This window comes from Sedimenticola hydrogenitrophicus (assembly GCF_025175675.1).
Lineage (GTDB): Bacteria > Pseudomonadota > Gammaproteobacteria > Chromatiales > Chromatiaceae > Sedimenticola > Sedimenticola hydrogenitrophicus.
Genome location: NZ_JANIOA010000070.1, coordinates 1 through 13,068, shown reverse-complemented (window position 1 = coordinate 13,068; position 13,068 = coordinate 1). Strand labels below are relative to the sequence as shown.

Here is a 13,068-nt window from a genome sequence, read left to right as displayed (position 1 = left end):
GAAACAATATTGTGAATGGAAATCTCTTCATTCGGATCCGCCTTACATCAGGCTGCCCTTCAATCGGATATCTGTGTGGTGCTTCGCAGGCGGCGCCTACCGTTTTTTCAAACTCCGTAAGATAGGAAGCCCCGAGCCCCGCCCGTTTTGATTCAAAATACGCAACGGATTCAAGATGCTCGACCTCTGCAGCGGGGTGAAAATAGTGCGTCATCTAAGCAGAGCCTGCGCCTTTTTTCTGACCTCTTCAGCGGGGATCGGTTGAACTATTCCTTCATCAAGCTCTTTTGCCCGTCGACACGCTTCAATCAACCAATCCTCTTCTAACTCTTCTTGAGTAGGCACGTCGAGGCTCAGAAGAAGCTTCTGCGCCAATTCCGCCCTTTCCGCTTCAGATAGATGAAGAGCCTCATCTTCAATTTGTTTCAGGTTCATCGCTTTCTCCTATGTAGAATTTATCGGCTCCAATCCTTTAATTATGCGTCTTCCTCGCTCACATAGGTAAATATTGCGGCAAGCACACTTGGTTAAGTGAATAATCCGACTTAATGCTTCCCGCGATATTGCGCCCTTTCTGACTCAACCAACCTGGTCAGATGACTGGTTTTATAGAAAATATTTCACCTCCTGCCGCACAGATCACCCGATAACCCCTGACACTACCAAAGATTAATATAGGAAGGAACCTGTTCTTGCCTATTTCGGCGTCTACAGGGCTCTGCGCCAGTGCGCGGGTATCTCGGCGCACCCTTCCTTGGAAAAAAGATGGCCTTTTCAGTGGGATAGCGCGCTGTTGATTTGTCAGCGGGGGTCGGAGTTGACGCGACGACTCCGACCCTGATCGGGAGCGGGCTGGACCAGAGCCTGCACCCTGCCCCGCTGTGGAGCTATTTCTTCTCTTTCGGCAACCTGCCCAGCAAATAGAACTCATCATTAGTACGCATGCTGGTGAGATTGACCATACGGTTGGAGAGCCCAAAGAACGCGGAGACAGCGCCGATGTCCCAGATATCCTCGTCGCTGAAGCCGTGGCCGCGCAGCAGTTCGTAGTCGGCATCGTCCACTTCGTAGGCCTGCTGGGAGACCTTGATGGCGAAGTCGAGCATCGCCTTCTGGCGCGGCGTGATGTCGGCCTTGCGGTAGTTGGCGGCGATCTGGTCGGCGATCAGCGGGTTCTTTTCGCGGATGCGCAGGATGGCGCCGTGGGCCACCACGCAGTAGATGCACTGGTTGGCGCTGGAGGTGGCGACCACGATCATCTCGCGCTCGCCCTTGGTGAGGCCGCTCTCCTTCTCCATCAGGGCGTCGTGGTAGGCGAAGAAGGCGCGGAACTCGTCCGGCCGGTGCGCCAGGGCGAGGAAGACGTTGGGGATGAAGCCGGATTTCTCCTGCACTTCGAGGATGACGGTTTTGATGTCTTCCGGCAGGGCGTTGATATCGGGGATGGGGAATCGGCTGATGGGTTTTTCGGACATGGGTACCTCCGGTCTTAATGTAATTGCTTATTGTTGGCTGTATTTTCCGCTGTAGTGCGGGTGCATGAGACCTGTTGTGGTGGATGCGCCTGTCGGCTTATCCACCCTACGATATGTTCACTGTGAAGCTTGATGCGGTTCGTGCCTCACCGGCATCCTACAATGGCATTCTGGTTCACCTTTTATGTGACACCTCAGCGCATCCGCGTGGGCACAAAACGCGTGCCCACCCTACGAAAGTCACTCTTTTGTGGCCAGGGCGCGGGCCACTTTCGAGGCCGGTTCGCGTTGCAGGTGGTCGCTGATGTAGCGCCCGGCCTGCAGCAGTTTGGGCAGATTGACGCCGGTTTCGATGCCCAGTCCGTTAAGCATATAGACCACATCCTCGGTGGCGACGTTGCCGGAGGCGCCCTTGGCGTAGGGGCAGCCGCCGAGTCCGGAGACGGAGCTGTCGATCACCGCCACGCCCTGCTGCAATACCGCGAACAGGTTGGCCAGCGCCTGGCCGTAGGTGTCGTGGAAGTGGGCGGCCAGTTGTTCTACCGGCACCGCTTTGGTCACGGTGTCGATCATCTGTTGCGCCTTGAGCGGTGTGCCTACACCGATGGTGTCGCCGAGGGAGATCTCGTAGCAGCCCAAGTCGTGGAGCCGTTGGGCCACCTCGGCCACCCTGGCCGGGGCGATCTCCCCTTCGTAGGGACAGCCCAGCACGCAGGAGACGTAGCCGCGTACCTTGAGGTGGTGCTGTTGGGCCTGTGCCATCACCTCGCTGTAGCGGGCGATACTCTCTTCGATGGAGCAGTTGATGTTCTTTTGGGTGAAGCTTTCGGAGGTGGCGGCGAAGATGGCGATCTCTTGCACGCCCACGGCCAGGGCCGCTTCCAGTCCTTTCAGGTTGGGTACCAGCATGGGGTAGCTGACGCCGGGCTTCGGCTGGATGGATTGGTAGACCTCGGCGCTGGCGGCCATCTGCGGTACCCATTTGGGGGAGACGAAGCTGCCGGCCTCGATCACCGACAGGCCGGCCTGTTCGAGTTTGTGGATCAGTTCCAGCTTGACCTCGAGGGGGACCGGGGTGGGCTCGTTTTGCAGTCCGTCCCGGGGGCCCACTTCGACGATCTTTACCTGTTGGGGTAGTTGCACGGGTTTTCCTCTGGTTTGTGGTTTTGGTGCCGTTGCGCGTGGGCACAGACAACGTGCCCACCCTACATTTGCCCCCTCATCCCAACCTTCTCCCTGGGGGAGAAGGGGCCGTTCATTCAAGCTTCGCGGTGGATGCGCTGTGGCTTATCCACCCTACGTTCTGCGATCTCTTCGCGGCGGATGATCCGGAGGGGTCGGAGTCAAATCGAATCAGGCGGTGGGGATTTGATCCCGTAGTTGAATCGATTTGACTCCGACCCCGGCGTTCACAAGCAATCCGATTCCGTTGGGACATGCCCCTGTGCCTGCCCTGGCCGATCAGACCGTAGGTTGGGGTGAGCTTGCGAACCCCAACACAGGATGTTGAATCGAACCGGTATGTGTTGGGATTCGCTCCACTCATCCCAACCTACGCACTGAAAGTCGGCCCGTAGGGTGAGCGAAGCGAATCATCCAGGAACACCACCACCAGGCACACATCTGGATCCCGGCCTGCGCCGGGATGACGGTGTTATTCGGGTCGGAGTCAAATCGAATCAAGCGATAGGGATTTGACCCCATAGTTGAATCGATTTGACTCCGACCCCTGCCTTAGATTCCCTCATCCCGACCTTCTCCCTGGGGGAGAAGGGGCCTTTCGTTCAGGCTGCGCGATGGATTCTTTGGTGAATGCGCCTGTTGGTTTATCCACCCTACTCGATCACCAGTAGCGGTTCGCCGTCTTCCACCTGGTCGCCGACGGCGAAGCGGATCTCTTTGACGACACCGTCGCTGGGGGCGGTGATGGTGTGTTCCATTTTCATCGCCTCGACGATCATCACCGCGTCGCCCTGTTTCACGGCGTCGCCCTCGGCCACGTTGATGGCGATGACGTTGCCGGTCATGGGGGCCACCAGGCTGCCGCCGGCGCCCTCGCCCTCCAGCGCCTCCAGGCGCGGGTCGGTCAGTTCGATCTGCCAGGAGCGGCCCTGGTGCAGGATGGTCAGCTCCTGATCGTGCTTGATCACCGCCACCTGGAAGCGGCGGCCGGCGAGGTCGGCCAGCAGGTCGCCGTCGTCCAGGATCTCGCCCGAGACCAGGCAGTCGCCGCCCGGCAGCTCCAGCAGAAAACCGCCGTCCCGGTAGTGGGCCACCAGGCTGCCCTGCTCCTCCCCGGCGGCCCAATGCAGCTGATGAAAGCTGTCCTGGTTCATGCGCCAGCCGGTGGCGCCGCCCCAGGGGGAGTAGGGATCATGGGAGCGCGCCTGCCGTTGTTGGGTCTGCCGCTGCTCGCCCAGCAGTTCATAGAGGGCGGCGATGGCCAGGATGTCATCCGACATCGCCTCCGCCGCCGGAAACAGCTCGGCCGCGTGCTTGTCGATGAAACTGGTATCCAGCTCGGCATTGGCGAAGGCGGGCAGCGCGCAGAGGGTGGAGAGGAACTCCAGGTTGGTGGTGACGCCGACGATGCGGTAGTCCGCCAGGGCGGCGCGCAGCCGGTGCAGGGCACTGGCCCGGTCCTCGCCCCAGACGATCAGCTTGGCGATCATCGGGTCGTAATGGACGCTCACCTCGTCGCCCTGCTCCACCCCGGTATCCACACGTACGCCGGGACCCTGCTCCGGGGTCTGCAGATAGCGCAGCTTGCCGGTGGCGGGCAGGAAATCCTTGGCCGGGTTCTCGGCATAGACCCGCGCCTCGAAGGCGTGGCCGTTGATGCGCAGCGCGGCCTGGTCCAGCGGCAGGGGTTCGCCGGCGGCCACCTTGAGCTGCCACTCCACCAGGTCCTGGCCGGAGATCATCTCGGTCACCGGGTGCTCCACCTGCAGCCGGGTGTTCATCTCCATGAAGTAGAAACTGCCGTCGCGATCGAGCAGGAACTCCACCGTGCCGGCGCCAACATAGCCGATCGCCTTGGCGGCATTGGTGGCCGCCTCGCCCATGGCGGCGCGCAGCTCCGGGGTCATGCCGGGGGCCGGCGCCTCTTCCAGCACCTTTTGATGACGCCGCTGTACCGAGCAGTCGCGCTCGAACAGGTGCACCGCGTTGCCCTGGCTGTCGGCGAACACCTGCAACTCCACGTGGCGCGGTGCCAGCAGGTAGCGCTCCAGCAGCACCTTGTCGTCGCCGAAGGAGGCGATCGCCTCGCGCCGGGCGGCGTCCAGGCCGGTGCTGAAATCCTCCGCCCGCTCCACCACCCGCATGCCTTTGCCGCCGCCACCGGCTGTGGCCTTGATCAGTAGCGGATAGCCCATCCGGTCGGCTTCCCGCCGCAGGGTCACCGGTGACTGGTCGTCGCCGTGATAGCCGGGCACCAGCGGGACGTTGGCCTCGCCCATGATGCGCTTGGCCTCACTCTTCGAACCCATGGCGACAATGGCGGAAGCGGGCGGGCCGATGAAGACGATGCCGGCCGCCTGGCACGCCTCGGCAAACACCGCGTTCTCCGACAGGAAACCGTAGCCGGGGTGTACCGCCTGGGCGCCTGAGGTTTTGGCCACTTCAAGGATCTTGTCGGCCCGCAGATAGCTCTCCTTGGCCGGTGCCGGGCCGATCAGGTAGGCCTCGTCGCACAGCGCCACATGCATGGCATCGGTGTCGGCCTCGGAATAGACGGCGACCGTGGCGATGCCGAGGCGGCGGGCGGTGCGGGCGACCCGGCAGGCGATCTCGCCGCGGTTGGCAATCAGGATCTTGTCGAACATCAATCGTTCCCCTCTGCAATGCCCTCTGTAATCCAGGCCGGTGCGCGTTTGTTGAGGAAGGCGTTCAACCCCTCCCTGCCCTCGTCCGACGCCCGGGCGGCGGTGATTCTTCTGGCGGTATCCTCGATCACCGCCGCACTGGTGGGCTGGTGCGAGACGGCGAAGATGAGGGACTTGGCCTCCGCCAGGGCGGAGGGGCCGCCCTTCAACAACTCCCCGATCAAGGCGTCCACCCGGGCCTCCAGTTGTTCCCGTGGCACCACCGCGTGCAGCAGGCCCAGGCGCAGTGCCTCGGCGGTATCGAAGCGCTCGGCGGTGAGGAAGTAGCGGCGCGCGGCGCGCTCGCCCATGGCGGCGATGACGTAGGGGGAGATCACCGCCGGGATCAGCCCCAGCCGCACCTCGGAGAGGGCGAATTTCGCCTCCTCCGCGGCCACCGCCATGTCACAGCATGCGATCAGGCCGACGCCGCCGCCGAAGGCCGCACCCTGCACCTGGGCGATGGTGGGCTTGGAGAGGCCGTTGAGCTTCTCCATCAGCCGCGCCAGCATGCGCGCATCGGCCAGGTTTTCCGCCTCGCCGTAATCGGCCATGCGGCGCATCCAGTTGAGGTCGGCGCCGGCCGAGAAGCTCTTGCCCGCGGAGCGCAGCACCACCACCCGCACCTGGGGATCGACGTCAAGCGACTCCAGGACCTGGATCAGGCGCTGGATCAGGGCATCGTCGAATGCGTTGTGAATCTCCGGGCGGTTGATGGTGAGGGTCGCCATACCGCGCTCGTCCACCGCCAGAATTACCGAGTTTTCTGCCATCATGGTTGCAATTCGCTCCTGTTACATCCTGAAGATGCCGAAGGTGGTCTGCTCCACCGGCGCATTGAGCGCCGCCGAGAGTCCAAGCCCGAGCACGGTGCGGGTCTCCGCCGGATCGATAATACCGTCATCCCACAAGCGGGCGCTGGCATAGTAGGGGTGTCCCTGGTATTCGTACTGGTCGCGGATCGGCTGCTTGAACGCCTCCTCATCCTCCGTCGCCCAGCTCTCGCCGCGCGCCTCCAGGGCGTCGCGCTTGATCTGTCCCAGCACGTTGGCGGCCTGCTCGCCACCCATCACCGAGACGCGGGCATTGGGCCACATCCACAGGAAGCGGGCGCCGTAGGCGCGACCGCACATGGCGTAGTTGCCGGCGCCGAAGCTGCCGCCGACGATGATGGTGAACTTGGGCACCTTGGCACAGGCCACCGCGGTGACCATCTTGGCCCCGTCCTTGGCGATGCCGCCCGCCTCGTACTTCTTGCCCACCATGAAGCCGGTGATGTTCTGCAGGAACACCAGCGGGATACCGCGCTGGGCGCACAGTTCGACGAAGTGGGCCCCCTTCTGCGCCGACTCGGAGAAGAGGATGCCGTTGTTGGCGACGATGCCCACCGGGTAACCGTGGATGTGGGCGAAGCCGCAGATCAGGGTGGTGCCGTAGAGTTTCTTGAACTCGTCCAGTTCGCTGCCATCGACCACCCGCGCGATCACCTCACGGATATCGAACGGTTTGCGCAGGTCGGTCGGCACGATGCCGTAGATATCCTCTTTCGGATAGCGCGGCTCGACCGGCTCGCGCAGGGTCACCCCAGGCCGCTTGTCGCGGTTCAGGGTATTGACCACGCGGCGCGCCAGCCCCAGGGCGTGGGCGTCGTTCAGGGCGTAGTGGTCGGTAACACCGGAGATGCGCGAGTGCACATCCGCCCCGCCCAGCTCTTCCGCCGTCACCACCTCGCCGGTGGCCGCCTTCACCAGCGGCGGACCGCCGAGGAAGATGGTGCCCTGCTCCCTGACGATGATGCTCTCGTCCGACATGGCCGGCACATAGGCGCCGCCGGCGGTACAGGAGCCCATCACCACGGCGATCTGCGGGATACCCTGGGCCGACATGTTGGCCTGGTTGTAGAAGATGCGGCCGAAGTGTTCGCGGTCCGGGAACACCTCGTCCTGGGTCGGCAGGTTGGCGCCGCCCGAGTCCACCAGGTAGACGCAGGGGAGCCGGTTCTCGCGGGCGATCTCCTGGGCGCGGATGTGTTTCTTCACCGTCATCGGGAAGTAGCTGCCGCCCTTCACCGTGGCGTCGTTGGCGATGATCATGCACTCCTGGCCACAGATCCGGCCGATACCGGTGATCACGCCGGCCGCCGGCACCTCGTTGTTGTACATGCCGTAGGCGGCGAACTGGGACAGCTCCAGAAACGGCGAGCCGGTATCCAGCAGCACGCGGATACGTTCGCGGGGCAGCAGCTTGCCGCGCTGGAGGTGTTTCTCCAGGGCGCGCTCGCCGCCGCCCTTGGCGATGCCGTCCACCTTCTCCCGCAGATCGGCCAGCAGCGCCTGCATGGCCGCCAGGTTCTCCCGGTACTGTTCGCTCTTGCGATTGATACTGCTGTTGATGACCGACATTACCAGCCTCCCGTTGCCAACCAGCGGTCGACCTGCTCCAGCCGGTCATTGCCCCAGAAGGGTTCACCGTCCACGAAGATATAGGGCGAGCCGAACACGCCGCGCTCGATGGCGGTCTCGGTCTCCCGCTTCAGCCGCGCCTTCACCTCCGGGGTCTGGATCGCCGCCAGTAGCGCCTCGCGATCAACGCCCAGCGGTGCCGCCAGCTCCGCCACCAGTTGCGGATCGGTGCCATCGCGCCCCTCGCCGAAGGTGGCGTGGTAGACCGCCCGGGCCAGCGCCTTTGCCGTTTCCGGCTGCGCGTCCACCAGCCAGTAGAAGGCGCGGGAAGGTGCCAGGGCCGCCTTGGGAAAGTTCTCCGGCAACTGGAACGGCATCCCCTGATCACGGGCGCAGCGACGCATGTCGTGCAGCGAATAATCGCCCAGCAGCGGGATATCCAGCAGCGGGCGCGTCCCGGTCAGGGCAAAGGTCACCCCCACCAGGAAGGGGCGCCAGATCACCTCGCGGCCATGTTTTTTCGCCAGCTCGTCGATGCGGGTGCTGGCCAGGTAGCCGTAAGGCGAGTAGAAATCGAAATAGAACTCCAGCGGTGCGACCATGGCTTACTCCTCGGCAATGGCACGGGAGATGACGATACGCTGTATGTCACTGGTGCCTTCGTAGATCTGTGAAATGCGCACGTCGCGGTAGATGCGCTCCACCGGGAAGTCGCGCAGGTAGCCGTAGCCGCCCAGGGTCTGGATCGCCGCCGAGCAGATCTGCTCCGCCGCCTCCGAGGCGAACAGCTTGGCCATGCTCGCCTCCTTGAGACAGGGCCGGCCGGCGTCCCGCAGTTGCGCGGCGTTCATCACCATCAGGTGGGCCGCCTCCAGCTGGGTGGCCATGTCGGCCAGGCGAAAGGCCACCGCCTGGTGGTTGATGATGGCGGTGCCGAAGCTCTCCCGCTCCCTGGCGTAGTCGAGCGCCACCCGGTAGGCGGCACGCGCCATGCCCACGCATTGGGCGGCGATGCCGATGCGCCCGCTCTCCAGATTGCTGAGGGCGATCCGGTAGCCCTGCCCCTCCTCGCCGATCAGGTGATCGGCCGGGATGCGGCAATCCTCAAACACGATCTGCGCCGTGTCCGAGGCGTGCTGGCCCATCTTCTCCTCGATACTCGCCACCTGGTAACCGGGATTGTCGGTGGGCACCAGGAAGGCGCTGATCCCCTTCTTGCCGGCCGCCGGGTCGGTGACGGCAAACACGATCGCCACCTGGGCGTGTTTGCCGGAGGTGATGAACTGCTTGGTGCCGTTGAGTATATATTCGTCGCCGTCACGCACCGCGCGCATCTTCAGCGCCGCGGCGTCGGAACCGGCCTGGGGTTCGGTGAGGCAAAAGCAGCCGAGCATCTCGCCGGCGGCGAGCGGCTTGAGGTAGGTCTCCTTGAGGTGCTCGCTGCCGAACTTGAGCAGCGGTCCGCAGACCACCGAGTTGTTGACGCTGAGGATGGTGGAACAGGCGCCGTCACCGGCAGCGATCTCCTCGATCGCCAGTGCGAAGGAGACATAGTCGGTGCCGGCCCCGCCCCACTCCTCGGGGATGGTCATGCCGAACAGGCCGAGCGCGCCCATCTCCTTCAGTTCGTCCGAGGGGAAGATGCCCTCCCGGTCCCACTCGGCGGCGTTGGGGGCGAGACGCTCCCGGGCAAAATCCCGCGCCATGTCGCGGATCATGCGCTGTTCTTCGGTGAGGATCATCAATGACTCCTGTGGATCATCATCTTGTTATTGAATACCGGCCCATGCCGGACCGGTGATTCGCGGCAGAGCCGCTCCTACAGTTGGCGTAGGCAGTTGACGTAGGGTGGGCACGTCTTTGGTACCCACGCCGTTGATTCATGCCGTGCTTCCGCGTGGGCACAAACAACGTGCCCATATGGGGTCTCTTCCCCTGCACGAGAGAGTAGGATGGGTGGAGGAGGAACGACGTAACCCATCAATCGGTCCCGCAGCACCCTCCCGGCATGTCAGCCATCACCCGGCCTCATCCGAAGATGGGTTACGGCGCGCCCTGGCTGCGGAGCATCTCCAAACACCGAGGTTGTGCGCCTCCACCCATCCTACACGTTGTACACAATCCATAGTGGATTCATGCCGAGCGTCCGCGTGGGCACAAAAACCGTGCCCACCCTACCCCTCAAAGCCGCTCGATGGCCACCGCGGTGGCCTCGCCGCCGCCGATGCAGAGCGAGGCGATACCGCGCTTCAGCCCCTGCGCTTCCAGCGCCGCCAGCAGGGTGACGATGATGCGCGCGCCGGAGGCGCCGATCGGGTGGCCCAGGGCGCAGGCGCCGCCGTTGATATTGACCTTCTCGTGATCCAGTTGCAGTTCGCGCATGGCCGCCATGGTGACCACGGCGAAGGCCTCGTTGATCTCCCACAGGTCCACGTCGTCCTTGTTCCACTCCAGCCGCTGCAGCAGGTTCTGCATGGCATAGACCGGCGCGGTGGTGAACCAGCAGGGCTCCCCGGCGTAACCGGCGTGGCCGCGGATCACAGCCTTGGGCGACAGGCCGCGCCGTTCCGCCTCCGAGGCGCGCATCAGCACCAGGGCGGCGGCGCCGTCGGAGATGGAGCTGGAGTTGGCCGGGGTCACGGTGCCGTCCTTGCGGAAGGCGGGACGCAGGCTGGGGATCTTCTCGGGACGGGCGTTGCCCGGTTGTTCATCGATCGCCACCCGGGTGTCGCCGCCGCGCCCCGGCACCGTCACCGGTACGACTTCGCGTTCGAAGCGGCCCGCCTCGATGGCGGCGTTGGCGCGGCTCAGCGAGGCGATGGCAAATTCGTCCTGCTGTTCGCGGCTGAACCTGTAGTGGTCGGCGCACTGCTCGGCGAAGGTGCCCATCAGCGCCCCGCGATCGAAATAGGCGTCCTCCAGGCCGTCCAGGAACATGTGATCCAGCACCTTGCCGTGGCCCAGCCGATAGCCGCCGCGCGCCTTCTCCAGCAGGTAGGGGGCGTTGCTCATGGACTCCATGCCGCCCGCCACCATCACCGCGTTGCTGCCGGCCTTGATCAGGTCATGGGCCAGCATCACCGCCTTCATGCCGGAGCCGCACACCTTGCTGATGCCGGCACAGGGGACGCTCTGGGGGATGCCGGCCGCGAGCGCCGCCTGGCGCGTGGGCGCCTGGCCGATGCCGGCTGTCAGCACGTTGCCCATCAGCACCTCTTGTACATCTTCAGGCGCAATACCGGCGCGTTCCACCGCCGCGGCGATGGCCGCTGCGCCCAGCTGGGGTGCGGAGACTGAAGAGAGGGCGCCCTGGAACCCGCCCATCGGGGTGCGGGCGATATCGACGATGACAATTGGATCACTCATGGGGTTACTCCGGTTCGTTCTGTTGCTCAATTTGGCCTGTCGCACTTCGGCCATTCGGTGGTCTGGAACATTCAACACCGTAGGATGTGCTGAGCGCAGCGATGCGCATCACCCGGCGTTTGATCCGGTTCGTTTCACTCACCACATCCTACGATTGAATGGCACTGACTTAAGCTCAAATGTAGGGTGGGTTAGCGTTTTTTGCATAACCCACCAGGCGTTGCGCAGCAACACAACCCGTTTGTTTAAGGTTTTCCTGACGGCACGGTTGGTGGGTTACGGCGCAAACAACGCGCCTAACCCACCCTACATTGGATACGAATCCGCTTAAGTCAGTGCCATTCATCCTACGATTCATTTCGCGCCACCCCGGGGGTCGTCAATCTACCGGGTCTCGTTGAACAGCTCGCGGCCGATCAGCATGCGGCGGATCTCCGAGGTGCCGGCGCCGATCTCGTAGAGCTTGGCGTCGCGCAGGAAGCGGCCGGTAGGATACTCGTTGATATAGCCGTTGCCGCCCAGGGCCTGGATCGCCTCCAGGGCCATCCAGGTCGCCTTCTCCGCCGAATAGAGGATGGCACCGGCGGCGTCCTTGCGCGTGGTCTCGCCGCGGTCGCACGCCTTGCCCACCGCGTAGACGTAGGCCTTGCAGGCGTTCAGGGTAGTGTACATATCGGCCAGTTTGCCTTGCATCAGTTCGAACTCGCCGATGGGACGGCCGAACTGCTCGCGCTCGTGAACGTAGGGCACCACCACGTCCATGCACGCCTGCATGATGCCCAGCGGCCCGCCGGAGAGCACCGCACGCTCGTAGTCGAGGCCGCTCATCAGCACCTTGACCCCCTGGTTGAGGCCGCCGAGGAGATTCCCTTCCGGCACCTCCACATCCTGGAACACCAGCTCGCCAGTGTTGGAGCCGCGCATGCCCAGCTTGTCCAGCTTCTGCGCGCTCTTGACGCCGAAGCCGCGCTCGATAATGAAGGCGCTGATGCCCTTGGGCCCGGCGCCGGGATCGGTCTTGGCATAGACCACCATGGTGTCGGCGTCGGGGCCGTTGGTGATCCACATCTTGTTGCCGTTGAGGATGAAGCGGTCCCCCTTCTTCTCCGCCTTCAGACGCATGGCCACCACGTCGGAACCGGCATTGGGCTCGGACATGGCCAGGGCGCCGATATGCTCGCCGCTGATCAGTTTCGGCAGGTACTGCTCCTTCTGTGCCTGGGTGCCGTTGCGCTTAATCTGGTTGACGCAGAGATTGGAGTGGGCGCCGTAACTCAGGCCGATGGAGGCGGAGGCGCGGCTGATCTCCTCCATGGCGACGATGTGGGCCAGGTAGCCCATTCCGCTGCCGCCGAACTCGTCGGAGACGGTGATGCCCAGCAGCCCCATGTCGCCCAGCTTGCGCCACAGCGGGTTGGGGAACTCGTTTTTCAGATCCGTCTCGGCGGCGATGGGGGCGATCTCGGCGGCGGTGAACTCCTGCACGGCATCGCGCAGCATCTCCACGGTCTCTCCCAGATCAAAATTCAACGAAGGCAGGTGGATCATTCAGATATCTCCTCAACCGAGGCTGTCGCATCCAGACAGCCCCACAGATACGGGTGGGATGGCCGGGCACGCTCGAACGCCCCACCCTCATACCGGTAATCGCCGGAACCCGGACGACCGATGCAAAACATATATTACGTTTACGTTAACGTCAACTGCTATGGTGTAACTATAGTAGCCGTTGATTCACAAGGATAGGTGAGCCGGCCGTTCCCGTTCACAGTTTCAGACACCGGAACGAGGGCGGCATCCCCCGCCGAACAGGATTGCCGGAAAGTTGGTCACCTTCCCTGCCCACGGCTCTTTCCGAGCACAGAATCGGTAAAGGTTATTTGATCTCGCCAAGACGCCAAGTACGCCAAGGAAAACCCATTCCTTCCTTTGATCTTTTGATCTTTGCGTTCCTTGCGC

General features: G+C 63.4%; 11 protein-coding genes. All 11 read right to left on the bottom strand.

The genetic code is table 11. The features are described from left to right. A partial coding sequence (locus NPX02_RS20550; RefSeq protein WP_260295923.1) for a hypothetical protein occupies nt 1–214 on the bottom strand: 214 nt, incomplete at its 3' end. Further along, the gene (locus NPX02_RS20545) at nt 211–435 is read right to left on the bottom strand and encodes an addiction module protein (protein ID WP_260295922.1); all 225 of its coding nucleotides are present in this window, start codon (nt 433–435) and stop codon (nt 211–213) included. The genes NPX02_RS20545 and NPX02_RS20550, both read right to left, overlap by 4 nt. Nucleotides 436–887: 452 nt before the next feature. Then, nucleotides 888–1,475 carry a peroxidase-related enzyme gene (locus tag NPX02_RS20540; RefSeq protein ID WP_260295921.1) on the bottom strand — a complete coding sequence of 196 codons (588 nt, stop codon included), beginning with the start codon at nt 1,473–1,475 and terminating at the stop codon, nt 888–890. A gap of 240 nt (nt 1,476–1,715) precedes the next feature. Continuing rightward, nucleotides 1,716–2,618, bottom strand: a complete 903-nt coding sequence (locus tag NPX02_RS20535; protein ID WP_260295920.1) for a hydroxymethylglutaryl-CoA lyase — start codon at nt 2,616–2,618, stop codon at nt 1,716–1,718. Nucleotides 2,619–3,310: 692 nt separating this feature from the next. After that, nucleotides 3,311–5,302 carry an acetyl/propionyl/methylcrotonyl-CoA carboxylase subunit alpha gene (locus NPX02_RS20530; RefSeq protein WP_260295919.1) on the bottom strand — a complete coding sequence of 664 codons (1,992 nt, stop codon included), beginning with the start codon at nt 5,300–5,302 and terminating at the stop codon, nt 3,311–3,313. Further along, entirely contained in the window at nt 5,302–6,117 is an 816-nt protein-coding gene (locus tag NPX02_RS20525; RefSeq protein ID WP_418067360.1) for an enoyl-CoA hydratase/isomerase family protein, read from the bottom strand. Before NPX02_RS20525 ends, NPX02_RS20530 begins: the two co-directional genes overlap by 1 nt. Before the next feature lie 18 nt (nt 6,118–6,135). Then, nucleotides 6,136–7,743, bottom strand: coding sequence for a carboxyl transferase domain-containing protein (locus NPX02_RS20520; protein ID WP_260295918.1), 1,608 nt, complete (start codon nt 7,741–7,743; stop codon nt 6,136–6,138). After that, complete coding sequence (locus NPX02_RS20515; RefSeq protein WP_260295917.1) at nt 7,743–8,345, bottom strand: 2-hydroxychromene-2-carboxylate isomerase; 603 nt, start codon at nt 8,343–8,345, stop codon at nt 7,743–7,745. Before NPX02_RS20515 ends, NPX02_RS20520 begins: the two co-directional genes overlap by 1 nt. Nucleotides 8,346–8,348: 3 nt before the next feature. Continuing rightward, on the bottom strand, nt 8,349–9,485 hold the full coding sequence (locus NPX02_RS20510) for an acyl-CoA dehydrogenase family protein (protein ID WP_260295916.1): 1,137 nt from the start codon (nt 9,483–9,485) through the stop codon (nt 8,349–8,351). 439 nt (nt 9,486–9,924) lie between these two features. Beyond that, on the bottom strand, nt 9,925–11,109 hold the full coding sequence (locus NPX02_RS20505; RefSeq protein WP_260295915.1) for an acetyl-CoA C-acyltransferase: 1,185 nt from the start codon (nt 11,107–11,109) through the stop codon (nt 9,925–9,927). A 384-nt stretch (nt 11,110–11,493) separates the two neighbouring features. Next, a complete protein-coding gene (locus NPX02_RS20500; protein ID WP_305792960.1) occupies nt 11,494–12,657 on the bottom strand; it encodes an isovaleryl-CoA dehydrogenase in 1,164 nt (387 codons plus the stop codon). Between the last annotated feature and the right edge of the window lie 411 nt (nt 12,658–13,068).

Coding starts and splice junctions, on each gene's coding strand:
- NPX02_RS20545 (WP_260295922.1), bottom strand. CDS start 435: ATGAACCTGAAACAAATTGAAGATGAGGCTCTTCATCTATCTGAAGCG.
- NPX02_RS20540 (WP_260295921.1), bottom strand. CDS start 1,475: ATGTCCGAAAAACCCATCAGCCGATTCCCCATCCCCGATATCAACGCC.
- NPX02_RS20530 (WP_260295919.1), bottom strand. CDS start 5,302: ATGTTCGACAAGATCCTGATTGCCAACCGCGGCGAGATCGCCTGCCGG.
- NPX02_RS20525 (WP_418067360.1), bottom strand. CDS start 6,117: ATGATGGCAGAAAACTCGGTAATTCTGGCGGTGGACGAGCGCGGTATG.
- NPX02_RS20520 (WP_260295918.1), bottom strand. CDS start 7,743: ATGTCGGTCATCAACAGCAGTATCAATCGCAAGAGCGAACAGTACCGG.
- NPX02_RS20515 (WP_260295917.1), bottom strand. CDS start 8,345: ATGGTCGCACCGCTGGAGTTCTATTTCGATTTCTACTCGCCTTACGGC.
- NPX02_RS20510 (WP_260295916.1), bottom strand. CDS start 9,485: ATGATCCTCACCGAAGAACAGCGCATGATCCGCGACATGGCGCGGGAT.
- NPX02_RS20505 (WP_260295915.1), bottom strand. CDS start 11,109: ATGAGTGATCCAATTGTCATCGTCGATATCGCCCGCACCCCGATGGGC.
- NPX02_RS20500 (WP_305792960.1), bottom strand. CDS start 12,657: ATGATCCACCTGCCTTCGTTGAATTTTGATCTGGGAGAGACCGTGGAG.